Raw genomic sequence first — 16,671 nt, forward strand, 5'->3', positions numbered from 1 at the left:
ATTTGTGATCAAAATTAAAAATTATATTAATCAAATAAAAAATTATTTAATTCAATTATTCTTATTCATTTTTTTTCCTTCGATTTTTCTTAAGAAAGTATTTTAATAATGAATTTCAACAGTAGTAGTAAGATTTTAAGCGATAAAGATTTATGGTTTTTGCAAACAAAATTAAGCATTAAAGAGATAATTAGAGTTCAAAACTTACTTACAGGAAAATATTTATTTGAATTTAGTGAGCTAAATTTAGAAAAAATAGCGAAATTATGCAATTTAAATATTAATTATGAAACTATTCATAAAAAAGATTATGAGAAAAATATACTTTCTTTTCAAAATCTTGAAAAAATAATTTATAGAAAATGGGAGCATCCATGTTTACTTGCATATCAATATTATGGAAATTTACAAATTTTGAAAAAACCTAAAATTGGAATAATAGGATCAAGAAAACCAACTTTTTATGGAAGAAAAATAGCTTCTGATTTTTCTAAAGAACTTGCAATTGCTGGTTGCACTATTATCTCTGGAGGTGCTATTGGAATAGATTCTATTGCAAACGCAGTCGCTTTTGAGTACGGAAACACTTGTGCAATAATTGGTTCAGGGCTAAAACAATTATATCCAACCTCTAATTTATCTTTATTCAATAAAATGATGTGTGCTGAAAATTCTTTATTAATGAGCGAATTCCATCAGTATTGTACGCCAAAAAAATGGAATTTTCCACGTAGAAATATATCAATTGCAGCTATTTGTGATTTTATATTGGTCGTAGAAGCTGGAAAAACGAGTGGAAGCCTAATAACAGCGAATGCTGCTATAGATTTAGGTTGCAATGTTGGAGCTATTCCAGGTGATATTACCAGCTCAAATAGCGAAGGCTGTAATCAACTTATAAAAAATGGAGCTTACTGTATACAATCACCAAAAGATATCTTAGAAATTATAAATTCTCTCAGTTATATATCTAGAGGGTAATCCACTAATTTCTTTCTTCATAAGGAAATTATATGAAAAAAGAATTTTTTGAACATTCTATGTTTCTATATAATTATAAAATAATAGCAGAATTTATTGAACATTACTGCGAAAAATCTAATACAAAAAACAATCACTGGTCTATAGTTTGCGAGAGAAAAGAAGATTTAATCACAATTCGTAATCAAATTTTTTATGAATTAAAAAAGTTTAATTCTAGTAAAAATAAGTTTAATTCTGTACATGGCATTTCAATGTATACTTTAGATAATTTAGCTAGAAACTTTTGTGCTTCATTAGCCGCAAGTGACAAAGCAATTCTAAATAAAATTCCAAATTTAATATTTAGTCCTTATTTAGATGTTATAAATCAAGAAAAATACATTGAATATTCATTAAAAATGTTTAATTACTTTAATAATGACTCATTGCCTATTGCAAAACAAATTCTATCGTTAATAGATATAAATTGGCCGGAAAATATCTCACTTGCTAGTTTACTATTTGAAACACAAAATAGTGAACAAATAAAAAATGTCCAAGAAATAAATGAAATATCTTTAAAGCAAATTATAGCAACTTATCAATTTTGTAAAGAAGGTTTAACTCATTTTAGTCGCCTTCAATCTCTTGTAAAAAATTATTTAAATATCGATTACATAGAGCATCTTTATTCATTCGAAGGTAAACTTATACTACCTTTTAATTTTTTAAAAAGTAATATTATTTGGATTTCAGCGCCTGAATTTATTAATAACCATAACAATTCAATAAATATTAAAGAAAATAATTATGAATTACTAAACACTATTAGGCCTGGAAATTTTCAAAGTTATGTTGTTGATGATTTAAAAAATTCTATTTTAAAAACAAAAGATATTCTAAATTATAAAAATTCATTTTTCTGGATAAATAGAACTATTATAAAAGAATCTTCCAATGATATCAATATAAGTGATGTTAATATTTCTATTAAAATATCAAATAACAATCACTGTTTTATAAAAAAAATAGATGAAGAAATTAACTCCAACAATTCTTTCAAAATTTTAGCAGATTATGACCCTGGAAATTTAAAACTCTATTTGCCAAGTGCAACTGGTAAATATCCTATCAATGACAATATGATAGAAAATTGGGACACCAATAATATCAGTTATCATAATGCTGAAGAAATTTATCCACAAATTGATAAATACTACAATGAATTTATTGAATACATTTCATTAGTAGAAAATACAGATAAAATTGAAAAAATAGCAAATATTTATTCAATAAAAACAAAAATAAATAGTTACTTTACTCATTCATTGCTTAAAAATTTTTTATTGCAGCAAACTATCCAAATTGGGGAACAACATCCCATTAATAATCTTCCAAAAGCTCTTTCTTTTTTTAATACTTCCTCAACACCTAGTAACATAATTTGCATTGGAAGAGCCCATGCCCCTACAAACTCAAGTTTTAATGTAAAGGTTCTAAATAATGCTATTTCCCTGTTGAGAAAAAATGGAGTATTGATCGATCTTCCTGCTAGTGAAATTATGTACAAAGGTTTTTGGAAAAATATCTGCAATTCATTAATACCAATTACATTTTTGCTAAATAATATTGAAGATTTAGATAAATTTCCTCCCTATATAAAGATAAATAAAAATATCGAATTTTTCGGAGAAAATTTAATATTTAATTCTACGAATAGTTTAAGTATTAATTTGAATGAAAATAGTAATAGGAAAATATGGGAAAGATATTTAATTAATAATAAAAATAAAATATCCGTAACTAGCTTTGAAAAATATGTAAATTGTCCATTAAATTTTTATCTCCAAGAAGTACTTAAAATAAAAAAAGAAAAAGACAATTTTTTAAAATCTGACCCTTTAGTAATTGGTAGTAAAATGCATTTAATTTGCGAACAACTAATTTCAAGACTAGTAACAATTCTAGGAAATCAAAATTATAATAAAGTAATGCCAAAAATTTATGAAGAAATTATTTTTCATTTTAAAAATGAAGAATTCTTTATTTCACAGTCAATTATTGAATGGAAAAAATGTTTTAAAAATATTTTGATAAAAAATGGTTTTATTTTCTTTGACCAAATTTTCTCTGCATTTGAAGAAAGCCTTGACTTAATATGGAATACAAATGAAAATGATTTTCATTCAATTCAAGAAAGAGAAATTCTGAAAAGAACATTTTATAGATTTATTTACATTGAAAAAGAACTTTCTGCAAAAAGAGAAAACTCATTAGTGGGAGTAGAAAGAGAAAGACCAATTCAAATTGAAATTGAAGGAATATCCCTAGTAGGAAAAATAGATCGAATTGATTGCACTCCTGATGGTATTCAAATTATCGACTATAAAACGGCAAATATTCCTAAAACAGAAAAAAAACTCGCAATACTTCCTTCAGAATTAAAAAGACCAAACAATAAATCTTCTAAACTTAGCGTCCAAGGTGCTTTATATTGTTTAGCCTGGGCTAACAAACACTTATTTGAAGATGATGGTGAAAACATAAACCGAAATCAAATATCTTGCTTTTCTTTATTTCATTTAAAGAATCTTGATACTTCACAAAATCCAATATTAAATTATGAATTTGTCGAACCTTTGAAAAAAGATAGTAAATTTTTCTCAGAAATATTAAAAGAATATTCTGAATATGTAAGAAAATTAAAACAAGGTTATTTTCAACCTTCACCACTGAAGGAAGGAAATTGTAATTTTTGTGATTTCAAGAACATATGTCCAGCAAAATTAAATTCAAACAAATCAGAAGATGCATTTGGAGAGGAAGCTAATTAACTGAGGTTTTTATGCAAAGTTTTACTGAAGAACAAAAAAAATGTATTCATTTCTATCCAAGTCATTCGGCAAATAAAAAGCATCTTTTAATAGAAGCTGGAGCTGGAGCTGGAAAGACAGCTGTGCTAATGGAAAGAGTAAAGTGGTTACTTTTAACAAAAAAAATAGATCCTGCTCGATTATTTATTGTTACTTTTTCAAATGATGCTGCCGAACAAATACGCTTGAGAATAGAAAATGACTTTTCTAAAGAATATTATTTAAATGAATCTTTAGGTTCATTGCATATTTCAACTATCGATAGTTTTTTTTCAGATCTAGTAAATTGTATATATCCAACTTGGTGGGAAAAGAACCAAACTGTTCAAAAATTTAGTATGCCCCCAAAATTACAGTTAATTGATGAAAGTATTATTCTAGATGATCTTAAAAAATCTATTAAAAAATATTTTTTAAGTAACAAGTTAGAGCTCAGAGAATTAGCAATAGCTATCGATTTTCTCCTATCAGGAGCATTAAATACTGGGTTTTTACAAACTGCAGGAACTTTTAATTACATTTTAAAAGCTCTCTGTAATGACACATTTTTGGCTACTTCAAATGAAAATATTAGAATAGCTGCAAGTAACATGCATCCAGCAACTCAACTATTGCTTAAAGAGTTCCATTCTCTTGCTAGGAAAGAATATTTAAAACGTATTCAGCGAGGGGAATTTACATACTCTGATAGAACTTTATTTTTAAAAGAAGAGCTTCAATCAAATATTCCTATAAAAGTTCAAGAACTCATTGTTGATGAATACCAAGATACTAATCATATTCAACATGATATTTTATACCATTTAGTTCAAAGTAATAATGCTAGAATGATCGTAGTAGGAGATCCGAAGCAAAGTATTTATGGATTTAGAAATGCCTCTGTTGATGTTTTCCAAGGTTTGAAAAATCATTTTAACTGGGAACATTTAGAATTGAAAAAAAACTTTCGTTCTAATCCAAAATTATTAAATAAAATTAATGCGCTATCAAAAATTACTTTTGATTGGAGCAATCCAAGATTTCCAGCAGAATTTAAAGATTCTTATTTCTACAAAGAGGCTTTGAAAAAATATATTGCAGAAAATGCCCTAGACCCAGGTAAAAGTCTTGAAGACATTTCTAATTCCATAGAAAGTTTAAATATTGTAACTTGTTCATTAAATAATTCAAGGTTAATAAATTCTAGTGAAGATTTACTAAAAAAAATAAATTCAGTTAATTTAGAAAACTATTCTATTCAGTGCTATGTAAAATTCATAAATTATTGGAGAAGTATTGTTTCATGCGATTGGAATGATATGGTTATTTTATGCGAAGAAAATTCAGATATAATAAAATTTCATAATTTTTTAAAATATCACAATATACCTGTTAATATTTCAGTAGATAAAAATAATAAAATAGAAAATATATTAGAATATAATGTTTCTTTATCACTAATAAAATGTCTTGCAGAAGAAAATGACGACTATGATTTATTTATACTTTTAATAAGTCCAATTTGCAAGCTTAATTTTGATGAAATAGAAAATTTCTTTATAGATAAAAAATCAAAATCTAAAAGCCTTAGTAATGTCATAGAACTGATTGAAAAATATAAAAAAGTTGCAAAAGATAACTTTTTTCTAGCTTGGCAACAATTACGTTGGGAAATATTTTACTTATTTAATAATGAATACATCGACATAAATTCTATCCATTTTATTATAAGTATGGATACATTTGCAGACGCTTTAATTAAAAAACTTTTATATCATGAATTTTCAAATGAGTTAGAAAAAAAAATTAAATTAAATTTATCTGAAAAACCTAATATTAAAGATAAGAAAAATGTCCAACAAATTATACCAATTAATTTAGAACAATGGAGTATTAAAAATGTCACTAATAAATTACATGAGCAGCAAAATTCTTTAGAACTTAAAACTGTACATAAAGCAAAAGGCTTAGAATGGAAACATGTTTTCTTTTATCCAAAAAATGGCCGTGTAAAACAAAGTGGTAAATTTGTAACTGCATTATCTGAAAGATTTATAGATGTCACATGGTTACAAGATGATATTGAAAATATGTCTATATTACAAAGGGTAAATAATCCTAAATTCACTGCAGAAGATTATTTTGAAGAATTCAATTCAAAAGGAAACTTAAAAGAAAAATATTTTTATCCAGAATTAAGAAAACAGGCTGAATTAGACTTTGAACGACAAAGAGTATTTTATACAGCATTTACAAGAGCCATAACTTCACTAACTATCTTTCAAGCAAAAAGACATGTTCAAAAAAAAGTTGGTTTACGAGATGATATTTCCGAATATTCTTCTATTGATACAATCCCAGATCAAAAATATCTTGAAGAAGAGGTTATTATTAAATTTTTAAGAAATAATTTTGATCTCACTACTGATAAAATAAAACAAGGTAGAAAACAAATTTCTATGCAACAGAAACCTCCATGGTTTCAGGATAATGAAAGTTTTCCTGTCCCTTTAAAAGGTCAGCAAAATTCTTTTTCTTTTTATGATTTCGGACCTCAATTTATTAATTTATATGAGCCAAATTTTAATGATAAAAATGAAACTAATAATTCTTCTAGTGCTTCGAATTTTATAAATGACTTTCATTTTAAAGCAAACGGTATTTATAGAAAAACTTTAAATTTAAAGACAGTTTCTTCACAAATTGAGGAAGATTTTAGCAAACGAAAAACAGAGAACATTAATGAATTAATCCAAAAAAACCTCATAGCAAGGAAGTCGATTGCAAAAGGAATCTTATATCATGCAGCTATAGAAAACAAACCGGCAAGAGCAAATACATTAAACCATTTTATAAAAATGCATGCAAAAAAGGTTTATCACGAGCTTGAAGTTTGGAAAGAAGCTGAACCTATAAATTATTTTACTATGACACAAAGAAATATACTTGATTTAGTTGCAATTATACCTATAGAAAAATTAGCTTATCTCCCATTTATCCCTACATTTAAGACAGTTTCTAATGAGCTGTTGAATTTTCAAGAATTGCAAGATCAATCTCTGAATAGTAATTTAGTGTGGATTGTAGATTATAAAACAGGAATACCAAGTGAATTACATATTGAGCAAATAATAAATTATATGGAAATCATTAGTCAGCTCAATATCCAAGATTCAAATACTCCTTGTAATATTTTAGCCTCAATCTGTTACCCAAAAAAATTAATTCCAGAATTATTTACTTTAGATACAAGATCTTTTAGTTTAAATTTTTTTGATTTCTCAAACAAAGAAAGTATCTGCTTACTAATGAGAAAAAATTCCTACTAGAATTCCGACATTTGTTTTTGACCCAAAGAGAAAAAAAAGTAAGAATTTTATTAAATCAATATTATAAGGACAATAATGTCTGCAGTTTGCTTTTACATAACAGAAAATTTAAGCAAAATTCTCAACCAGAATCAACTGGATGCCATTGAACTTGCTTGTAAAAATACCTCACATGTATTGCAAAAAAACATACCAAATACCGAGATTGTAACAAAGTTTAACAAATCCGGTAACGAGTTTATATTGTGCGATGGTGTTGATTTTTTATTTTTTGTTAATAAAGCAAAAGAATTAATTACTGATAAATTGATTTTAATGCCGAATGAAAAAGAACTTGGTGTATTTGAAAAATACAAAGAAGAAATGAAAAATATAAGATTTTTAATAGGTTTAATCCATCAAGAAATATTAAAAGCCGTAATTATTCAAATATTATCTTTCAAAAAAAGTAAAGCAAAAAATATTATCCAAAATTTGTCTTTAAAATCTCCTGAAACTTATGAACAATCTATTGAGCATTCTTCTGAAAGAGTCATTATTCAAAGTAAAGTAGCCGATTTCTTTTCACAACTCATCCAGCAAAAAAAAGATAAACTCGTGGCAGGATCTGCTTCATATGCAAAAATTTTAAGTGATATTGTGGATGAGTTTTTAATGAATGCCATTTGGGATGCATGCCCAGCTAGAAGTAACATTGATAGAACACAAACTGTTGCTTTAGAAGAAAATGAAAGAATTGAATTAAAATGTTTATTTTCAGATACAACTTTGGTTTTAAGTGTTGAAGATAAATTTGGAACCTTTAAGGGTGAAGGAATTGCAAAATATATTAGATTTGGTGTGGGGTACAAGGAAACAGAGCCCATTCAAGAAGGTTACCCAGGAGCTGGATTAGGTATCTTTATGATCTTGCAAAAAATTGGAATTCTCATTTTTGAAGTTGATAAAGGCAAACTCACCCGCGCAACAGTGGTTGCTAGAGGCGATCAATCCATCCGCGATGTCCAACGGAAACCTAAGACGGTTTTATTTTTTGAAAAATAATTAATGTTTACAACCTTGAGCACATACATGGCGCATGGCCAATCTAGCGGCACGCGCTGAAGGGGAATCGTTTTTTGAATTCAATGCTTGAAATGGATCAGATGTATTTTCCTGACTAGATTTAGTTGAAGATAAGCTAAAATTAGTCACACTCCGATGTACAGCATGTCCACATGTAGGACAGTTTTTTAAAGGTTCATCTTTAAAAGATTGAATAGATTCAAAATAGCAGCAATCATTGACTGGTTCTTCTAGTGACCAAAGGGTGGGTTCATAAACATATATAGGCAATTTTTCATCCTTTCAATTTCCATCATCATTTCTAGAGGGAATTAAAAAACATACTAGTTTTTTTTAAATTAAATGCTAGATTTTTGCAAACAAAAGATTCCGCTTGAATCTTTTCTTTATCTAAACAAAAGGTACATTAAAGTGAAATTACAAAACATAAATCTTGAAAACAACTTAAAAACTTTCACAAATTTTGCTGAAAACCATAGTAATGAAATTCCATATTCATTAACCCTCGATTTTAAAAAACATAAAGGTCATATTGTTTTTTCAGGTTTGGTACATGGAAACGAAACAGGTTCCTTACCTGCAATTATAAGAATCATTCAGGATCTCTTGTCTAAAAAAATTTCTTATGGAGGAAAAATTTCTTTCTTTTTAGGAAACATACCTGCAGCCCAGCAAAATGTGCGTTTTATTGAAATGGATTTGAATAGAAGCTTTGGAGAAAGTGCAGCAACAAATACCACTATTGAAGCAAAAAGAGCGAGAGAACTCACCCCTTTATTGCAACAAGCAGATGTTTATTATGATTTTCATCAAACAATTATGCCTTGTTTACGCCCATTTTATATTTTCGAAATGGATTTCCAAAGTTACTATTGGGCTAGATCTACTGGGATAGCTAATACATACGTCACTAGAAAGAAAGGTGCAGCATTTTCAAATTTAGGGATGTGTACAGATGAATATGTTCGTTCTCTTCAAAAAGTAGGAATTACTATTGAACTTGGCGAAAAAGGATTTCAGAAAGATGCTGAACTTTATGCTTACTTAATAATGAAAAGAGCTATAAAAAATATGGATTTAGTATATTTACATAACTGTTCCATTAAAAAATTAGCTCATAAAAATGAAGATTTTGAATTTATGCAAATAAAGTATAAAGAAAAATTTGATCATCCTAATAAACGGCTTCATCAAGGATTTAGTAACTTTAAGTTTATAGATAAAAATGATTCTATTGGCTTCGATGGTAATAATAAACCTCTAATAGCCCCGCTCAGTGGAAATCTATTATTTCCTAAATATCCACCGCGTGATGAAAATAATCAAGCAAAATCACCATTGCCTGGAGAACTTTATGTGATTGCTCAAAAGATGAATTTTCATCCTTTAAAATGGCTTTCTGCTTACAAATCAAGAGAAAATCCAAGTCGTACACCAAACTCTAAGTAATTTAGATTTATTGGAGAAGTTTTTAGATAAAAAGAATTATAGTAAAGGTTTGTACTAATTGACCAATCTGATTTTTTAAAAATAAATTCTGGACCAAATTCATAGCCAAAACCATTTACAGTTCCATAATTAGGAACTTGGACAGGAATAATACCATTACAGACTCCATATACATTAAACTCTAAATGGTCAGTATAAAAAAGATGAAATCCAATTGTAGCATTTATTTTTGGTAATAAAATTGTTTCAATAACAGTGGTATTTGAATTTAAAGCTCTAAATGCAATTAATCCTCCGTATTGCAATTCAGGTTTTAAATATATTTTTTCAACAATATCGTATTTCATCCCAAAAACTGCATTAACTATTCTATTTAATGAATTATAAACATTAATTCCAGCTGTTGAAGATGAAACTTGTAATACTGAGTAATTTACTTTTTGGAAAGTTTTTAAGTCTGGACTCCAATTTTCTGTTAAACCTATTTCTTGCAATGTAACAGCTTTAAACAGAATTGTCTGTGAAATATTATAGTTCTTATCTGTTCCTGAAATTTGATAGTAATGAATATTTCCATTTAATTCATAGGAAAAAAAACTTTGTCTTATTTCTTTAGTCGTTCTATTATCAATCGACAAAGTTTCTTTATTGGCTTTTTCTTTTTCCATTATAATTTTCAAATCACTTTCTTCTGAGTTGATTAAAAATTCACTTTCCTGTGACTTTAATTCAGTACTTGGCGAAGTATTTTCCTGCGACTTTAATTCAGTATTTGGATTGTTATTATCTGGTTTAATTACTTCAATATCATTAAATTTAGGATCAATAGGATTTACTATTGTACTTGAATTTTCTAAATTAGAAGCATCATTTTGTGGATAACAAGGTTGCATAATTAAAAATAATATCACAAGAAAATTATACTTAGAGAAAATAAATTGTATCAGAATACGTATACAATTCATTGATTTTCCCCTAATGGAAATGTTACTTCAGCTATCAAACCAAAATTTGCTTCATTAGAATTAACATCAGAAGTTTTTATATTTTTATTTATGTAAAATAGTTTTGTAGTAAAATCAAAATTTTCGAAAGCTTTAAGAATGGATAAATTAATTTCATAGCCACTTCCTAGGCCATTATTATTAACAAAACTTAAGGAAGAAATATAGCCAATTTCAGAAAATATATCTACTAATTTTGTTTTATAAAAATGCAGACCCAAATACAGCATATTATTAAAAACATAAATACTTTGTAAATTTGAATTATTACTGTATGGTTTATATATTACATCTTTTCCAAAATTTAACTTTTCATGAATGTGCACATTTTTATGTAATTGATAATTTAATCCTAAATTTAATCCAAATAGTAACACAGGATTTCCTGAAATATTATAATAACTACTGTTTAAAAAATCTAGATAAGAAAATTCTAACGATGAATAAGTCCCAAACTGTTCATTCCAATTTTTTAAGTAACCTAAACCAATAATTGGACTTAATGAAGTATAAAGAACATTGTCAGTATTATTGGATGTATTATATTCGTGATATGTATAATATGCAGTTCCTACATTTAATTTAATATTACTTTCATGATAGGCTAATAAAAAAGAAGGAATTTCTATAATATTAGAAGTTCCTAATTCCTTTTCATCATTAATAGCTTTTACTTGATAGAAGTAAGTTCTGTTTCCTTGAATATTCATATCTGAAAAGTTAGTATCAACACTATTAAGTAAAATAGACTTAAATTCATCTTCAATTTTAGATTTTCTAAGTAGAATATATTTAGTACTACTGTTTTCATCTATAGATTCCCATTCAACATGAATTGTTTTATCTTTTAACATACCCTTCAAGCTTGTATAAAAAATTGGTTTATAAATTATTTTTAACTCATTTGAATTTAAAATAAGACCATTTCCATCTTTAACCATTACAAGATATTTATATTCTTTATCTAAAATTAAATCTTTATCTTTAAAATCTTTAACAGTAATATTATCTTCTATTGTTTTAAATTCATTTTCATCAGATAATGCTCTTTTTACTTCATATTTATATTCTGAATTATCAGGAAAAATATCCCATTTTAAATGAACAGTATTTTTTTCTAACATTCCGCTTAGTATTAAAACTGGTTCTTTTTTTTCAACTTCTTTATCTTCTCGTATAATTTCACTAGCAATTACTTTATTTCCTTTTCTAAGTTTGAAATAAGGTATTTTTATTTTTTCTCTAGGATATATCAAATTTCCTTTTGATTTCTTTTTCTTTGGATTTAAATCTAATGTGCGTTTTAAAGATCCTTTTTTTCCAAAAATTGGATTTAATTTATATTTCTTTAATATTTTATATAAAGTATCATTCTTTTTTACCGTGTAAATTACAAAATTTTGCTTCTTTGCGTAAGCTTCATTTCTCCAAGAAAAATGAGTTACGGTTAAAATGATCAAAAATTTAAGAAATAAATTTTTTAATTTGAGCAAATCTCAATCCCTTTTTAGACTTTCCCGCTTTGTTGTTTCGGATCTTAGAGAAATGCTTAAATTTTAAGGATTAATTTTTGACGGCTTAAGGTTTACTTGATATGGGTAGATATATCTGTAAGAACTGTAATTGAATCACCTATTTTAACGTGTTTTAGTAATTCCCAAGAGACAGAACAGCTATTCTGGTTTGCAGCTGAATATTCTATTTTGTTTGTGGAACCTTGTGTTTGCAATAATTGAGCTGGTTTTAGCAATAGAACGTCCCCATTCCCAACTTCGATATATGAAGTCTTGAAATCACAAACTTGCATTAGACTTAAAAAATTTCTTATAACTCCTCCGTGTGTGGACCAAATAAAAATATCCTGAGAAGTACCATCTTGCATTAAATCAATTTGAGGATTCTCATTAACTTGATTGGAAAAGAAGTTATTTAATTCTAAAAGATAAGGAAGAATTCTTTTGGAAACCATATTCCAAGACTCTGAATTTTCACCAGGATATTTGGCATTTAATGGATCATCTTTGTAGTCAGAAAAATATTTTTCTAACTTTCCTGGATTTTTTCCAAGATATTCATCAATTGTATAGTTTTCTAAGTCACCTGCATGGTATTCTCGCAAATTTGGATCACAAATAAAATTTAAATTTTCTCCTAAACGAGTTGAGATTACTTTACTTACAACTTTCGCAGATAAAAAAGATCTCTGTAAATCTGATGTTCGACATTCGATTATTTTTGAATTAGGAAATTTCATAAAAATATCTGTTAATAATTCACTAATAGTATCACCTGTTTTTTGGACTTGTTCCAACCCATTCATATTTAATGGACAGTTTTGCTGCCCTTGAAATCGTTTTTCTGCATTGTAATCAGTCTGACCATGTCTAAATAAAATAACAAGAGGATTTATTTTTTTCATATGATGTGCTTTATTCTAATCTTAATTCAGGATGATTTTCATAATAAGTTAAAACTTCAGGATTTGCCATTGCCTCCTTATTTTTAACCTCCAATCCATTTATCACACTTTTAACAGCCGTCTCAACTATTTTTCCAGATCTTGTCCTTGGAATATCTGGAACTGAAATTATCTTTGCAGGAACATGTCTTGGAGAACAATTTATTTTTAATTTATTTTTAATTTCACTTACTAATGAAGAAGTTAAATCTTTATCTATTTTTAGTTTAACAAATAAAATTACTCTTGTGTCATTTTGCCATTTCTGCTCGACTGCTATACATTCCAATATTTCTTCAAACTGTTCTACTTGGCGATAAATGTCAGAAGTACCTATTCTAACTCCACCAGGATTTAAAGTAGCATCAGATCTCCCATAAATAACAATGCCACCTGAAGATTTTATTTCCGCCCAATCACCATGCTGCCAAACGTTATTATATTTATTAAAGTAACTACCATAGAATTTTAAATTATTTGGATCATTCCAAAAATAAATTGGCTGCGAAGGAAAAGGTAAAGTACAAACTAATTCACCCTGCTCGCCTTTAACACTTTTACCTAAATCATTAAATATTTCTACCCGCATCCCAAGTCCAGGAGTTTGAATTTCTCCTTTAAAAACTTTCCCAATTGGATTTCCTAATACAAAACAAGAAATAATATCAGTTCCACCAGACAGAGATGATAAACATACATCTTTTTTTATATTTTGATATACAAATTCAAAGCTTTCGTCATGAAGTGGTGACCCAGTTGATCCAATAATATCTAACTTATTTAGAGAGTATTTCTTTTTTGGGATAAAATTACTTTTTTTAATAGCATCAATATATTTTGCAGAAGTTCCAAAAAATCGGATTTTTTCTGTATCAATATAGTCAAATAGTATTTCAGGAGAAGGTGAAAAGGGAGAACCATCATAAAGCATAATTGTACAGTTTGATGCCAGGGCTGAAACCAACCATTGCCACATCATCCAACCACAAGTTGTATAATAAAATACGTTATCACCTTCTTTAAAATCACAGTGCAGTTTATGCTCTTTTATATGTTGAATTAAAGTACCACCAGTGCCATGTACAATACATTTAGGAATACCTGTTGTACCAGAAGAATACATTATAAAAAGAGGATGATTAAAAGCAAATTTGGGAAATAAAATTTCTTTATACTCAAATTTTTTTACTGTAGATAAATAATTACTATATTTTAGATCTTTTTGTAAATTTAATTTATCACTATTATCAGTTTCTTTGTTAAAGTAATTGATTTCTAAAATATTTTTTAATGATTTTAAATTACTTACTATTTCTGATAATTTTTTAAAATCTTGAATAATTTTTCCATTATAAATACTTGAATCTGAATAAACTAAAAGTTTTGGTTCAATTTGTCCAAATCTATCTAGGACTCCTTGCACTCCAAAATCTGGTGAACAAAATGAGCAAACTGCTCCTAAACTAGCTGCGGCTAAAAAAATAGTTATTGTTTCTGGTATGTTCGGTACATAAAAAGCAACACAATCATTTTTTTGAATACCTATAGAAATAAGAAACTGTTGCATTTTAGAAACATGTATATTTAGTTCAGACCATGTTAATTTTTTTTCAAATAAATTTTCACCGCGAAAAACAATTGCTAAATCTGTGTCATTTTTTTTCAATAAATTTTGCGTGAAATTTAACTTAACAGATGGGAACCATTCTACTTTTTTAAAATTATCAATATTTAGAACATTATACTCTCCAAAATTGTCATGAATAATATTATTATATTCCAAAATACTTTGCCAAAATAATACTACTGAATGGTAATCTTTGTTATTTTCAGTTTCACCTATTGACCATAAATATAAGTCTTTAAAATTTGTTAATTTAAGATTGTATTTTTGATTAAGATAATTTCTATATAAAGTTAAATTTGCCGATTTTATTTTTTCTGCCGAAGGCTCCCAAAGACATTCACTCTCAACTGAATTAAACATTTGAATACAATGGGATTTAAACATAAGTTAACTTTCCTCTAAAACAAAATTATGATGTGTAGATCTACCAAATTTATCTATTTTTACAAACACGAGGTCACAATTTAAAATAGTACGGAGTCTGTCCTCAGTGTCAATCTGTTTTGCACGACAAACACATTCTACAGTTATTGAAGATTTTCCAATTGCTTTTACACAGCATAGAAATTCTAACACATCACCAAGTTTTGCTGGTTCATTGAATAACACTTCAGAAATTTTTTTTGTTACCACATGATGAGTTTTTAAAATTTCCATTACAAAAATTCCTGCACATTCATCTGCCCACTGTACTAGCAATCCTCCAAATAAATTATTTCCTGCATTTAAATGTGCGCTGAGCACCAAATGCGATGTTACACGAATATATGTTCTGTTATTGATATTGACTTCACTTGGGTTAGCAACCCTTATTTGATTTATACTTGACATACTTGAGCCTCAAGAGCGTTAGGTTAACCCAGTTTAAAAATGCTAAAATAAAGGGATGAATATAAAAAATCAAATCATTAAGGAAAAAGTACATGACTCCCAGCCAAAAAGCTGCTGCAATTCTTGCCTTAGCAGGAGAAGAAAATGCTGCAAAACTTATCCAAAACATTCCTGAATTTGAAACGAAAAAAATTCTAAGAGCCTTTTCGCGTTTACCTACTTTAAGTGAAAAAGATATTGAAAAATTAGCAAAAGAATTCGTTGAACTTGTTAAAAAAATAGATTCTTACAATGGAGCTTTTACACTAGATAGAGCGAAACAAATTTTATCTAAAGCAAATTTAACATTAAAAGATCCAAGTTGGATAGAAACTATTTCAGACTCGTATCTACTTGATGAAATTAGAAAAATTCTTGATAATATTTATGAAAAAATTTTAATTCAGTGGTTAAAACTTGAACATCCTCAAACAATTGCTCTCATATTGTCAATTGCCTCTCCTGATAAATGTTCTTCTATTTTTAGACAAGTTAATGAAAATGTTAGGACTGAGATTCTTCTCAGAATTAGTATCTTGAATCATGTTGACACCCCTGAACTTGAAAATGTGCATGAGGAGCTTGAAAAATTACAAAAAAACATGAATTTAAGAAATTCGACCCCAAATGGGATAGAAAAAATAACTCAAATGCTTCAAGCGACGAATAGTGAATTTAGAACTCAATTACTTGCTGGATTAGGCTCTAAAAATCCCGATTTAGCTAATAAAATAGCATATGATTTGCTCACTTTGTCTCGCATTTCCGAACTAAACAGTAATCATCTTAGTATATTATGTTCGAATTTAAGCGATCAAGTTCTATCTTTAGGATTGCGCTTAGAAGATGAGTCCATAAAAGAAAAATATCTTTCCTGTGTTGCAAAAAAAAGGAGACATTTAATTGAAGGTGAGTGGGAAAATGGGAAGGTACAAAAAAAACTAGTTGAAAATGCTGTTTCAACTATTATAAAAAAAGCTATAGAACTAAAGGAAAAGGGGAAAATAACATTTCCTTGGGAAGAAACTTTGGTATAAGAAGAAAATTAAAAATT

General features: G+C 27.6%; 12 protein-coding genes. 6 read left to right on the plus strand and 6 right to left on the minus strand.

Annotation, left to right across the window (positions count from 1 at the left end; translation table 11 throughout):
* Positions 1-108: 108 nt before the first annotated feature.
* From QEJ31_RS15290 to QEJ31_RS15305, 4 genes are all read left to right on the plus strand, one after another.
* Positions 109-981, plus strand: coding sequence for a DNA-processing protein DprA (locus tag QEJ31_RS15290; protein ID WP_280591452.1), 873 nt, complete (start codon positions 109-111; stop codon positions 979-981).
* Positions 982-1,013: 32 nt separating this feature from the next.
* A complete protein-coding gene (locus tag QEJ31_RS15295; protein WP_280591454.1) occupies positions 1,014-3,797 on the plus strand; it encodes a PD-(D/E)XK nuclease family protein in 2,784 nt (927 codons plus the stop codon).
* Between the two features lie 11 nt (positions 3,798-3,808).
* The gene (locus tag QEJ31_RS15300) at positions 3,809-7,144 is read left to right on the plus strand and encodes a UvrD-helicase domain-containing protein (RefSeq protein WP_280591455.1); all 3,336 of its coding nucleotides are present in this window, start codon (positions 3,809-3,811) and stop codon (positions 7,142-7,144) included.
* A 75-nt stretch (positions 7,145-7,219) separates the two neighbouring features.
* Positions 7,220-8,188 (plus strand): hypothetical protein, encoded by a 969-nt coding sequence (locus QEJ31_RS15305; protein WP_280591457.1) that lies wholly within the window; start codon positions 7,220-7,222, stop codon positions 8,186-8,188.
* Here QEJ31_RS15305 and QEJ31_RS15310 read toward each other — a convergent pair whose 3' ends face one another.
* Positions 8,189-8,479 carry a hypothetical protein gene (locus QEJ31_RS15310; protein ID WP_280591460.1) on the minus strand — a complete coding sequence of 97 codons (291 nt, stop codon included), beginning with the start codon at positions 8,477-8,479 and terminating at the stop codon, positions 8,189-8,191.
* Positions 8,480-8,620: 141 nt separating this feature from the next.
* Here QEJ31_RS15310 and QEJ31_RS15315 point away from each other — a divergent pair, with 141 nt between their 5' ends.
* Positions 8,621-9,658: a succinylglutamate desuccinylase/aspartoacylase family protein gene (locus QEJ31_RS15315; RefSeq protein ID WP_280591461.1), complete on the plus strand. Its 1,038-nt coding sequence runs from the start codon at positions 8,621-8,623 to the stop codon at positions 9,656-9,658.
* Here the strand turns inward: QEJ31_RS15315 and QEJ31_RS15320 are convergent.
* From QEJ31_RS15320 to QEJ31_RS15340, 5 genes are all read right to left on the minus strand, one after another.
* The gene (locus QEJ31_RS15320) at positions 9,613-10,623 is read right to left on the minus strand and encodes a hypothetical protein (RefSeq protein ID WP_280591462.1); all 1,011 of its coding nucleotides are present in this window, start codon (positions 10,621-10,623) and stop codon (positions 9,613-9,615) included. The two genes, QEJ31_RS15315 and QEJ31_RS15320, sit on opposite strands and share 46 nt — an antisense overlap.
* Positions 10,620-12,155 carry a LysM peptidoglycan-binding domain-containing protein gene (locus tag QEJ31_RS15325; RefSeq protein ID WP_280591463.1) on the minus strand — a complete coding sequence of 512 codons (1,536 nt, stop codon included), beginning with the start codon at positions 12,153-12,155 and terminating at the stop codon, positions 10,620-10,622. Before QEJ31_RS15325 ends, QEJ31_RS15320 begins: the two co-directional genes overlap by 4 nt.
* A 92-nt stretch (positions 12,156-12,247) precedes the next feature.
* On the minus strand, positions 12,248-13,081 hold the full coding sequence (locus QEJ31_RS15330) for a histidine phosphatase family protein (RefSeq protein ID WP_280591465.1): 834 nt from the start codon (positions 13,079-13,081) through the stop codon (positions 12,248-12,250).
* 10 nt (positions 13,082-13,091) lie between these two features.
* Positions 13,092-15,131, minus strand: coding sequence for an acetoacetate--CoA ligase (locus QEJ31_RS15335; RefSeq protein ID WP_280591467.1), 2,040 nt, complete (start codon positions 15,129-15,131; stop codon positions 13,092-13,094).
* Between the two features lie 3 nt (positions 15,132-15,134).
* On the minus strand, positions 15,135-15,578 hold the full coding sequence (locus tag QEJ31_RS15340; RefSeq protein ID WP_280591468.1) for a hotdog domain-containing protein: 444 nt from the start codon (positions 15,576-15,578) through the stop codon (positions 15,135-15,137).
* 92 nt (positions 15,579-15,670) lie between these two features.
* On the opposite strand from QEJ31_RS15340, the gene QEJ31_RS15345 reads away from it, so the two are divergent.
* The gene (locus QEJ31_RS15345) at positions 15,671-16,654 is read left to right on the plus strand and encodes a FliG C-terminal domain-containing protein (RefSeq protein WP_280591470.1); all 984 of its coding nucleotides are present in this window, start codon (positions 15,671-15,673) and stop codon (positions 16,652-16,654) included.
* Positions 16,655-16,671 lie beyond the last annotated feature (17 nt).

It is taken from the genome of Pigmentibacter sp. JX0631, assembly GCF_029873255.1.
Taxonomy (GTDB): Bacteria; Bdellovibrionota_B; Oligoflexia; order Silvanigrellales; family Silvanigrellaceae; genus Silvanigrella.

What these genes read in the sequence shown, in the direction of transcription:
- QEJ31_RS15340 (WP_280591468.1), bottom strand. Translation starts at nt 15,578, where the DNA reads ATGTCAAGTATAAATCAAATAAGGGTTGCTAACCCAAGTGAAGTCAAT.
- QEJ31_RS15295 (WP_280591454.1), top strand. Translation starts at nt 1,014, where the DNA reads ATGAAAAAAGAATTTTTTGAACATTCTATGTTTCTATATAATTATAAA.
- QEJ31_RS15320 (WP_280591462.1), bottom strand. Translation starts at nt 10,623, where the DNA reads ATGAATTGTATACGTATTCTGATACAATTTATTTTCTCTAAGTATAAT.
- QEJ31_RS15305 (WP_280591457.1), top strand. Translation starts at nt 7,220, where the DNA reads ATGTCTGCAGTTTGCTTTTACATAACAGAAAATTTAAGCAAAATTCTC.
- QEJ31_RS15300 (WP_280591455.1), top strand. Translation starts at nt 3,809, where the DNA reads ATGCAAAGTTTTACTGAAGAACAAAAAAAATGTATTCATTTCTATCCA.
- QEJ31_RS15330 (WP_280591465.1), bottom strand. Translation starts at nt 13,081, where the DNA reads ATGAAAAAAATAAATCCTCTTGTTATTTTATTTAGACATGGTCAGACT.
- QEJ31_RS15335 (WP_280591467.1), bottom strand. Translation starts at nt 15,131, where the DNA reads ATGTTTAAATCCCATTGTATTCAAATGTTTAATTCAGTTGAGAGTGAA.
- QEJ31_RS15345 (WP_280591470.1), top strand. Translation starts at nt 15,671, where the DNA reads ATGACTCCCAGCCAAAAAGCTGCTGCAATTCTTGCCTTAGCAGGAGAA.
- QEJ31_RS15290 (WP_280591452.1), top strand. Translation starts at nt 109, where the DNA reads ATGAATTTCAACAGTAGTAGTAAGATTTTAAGCGATAAAGATTTATGG.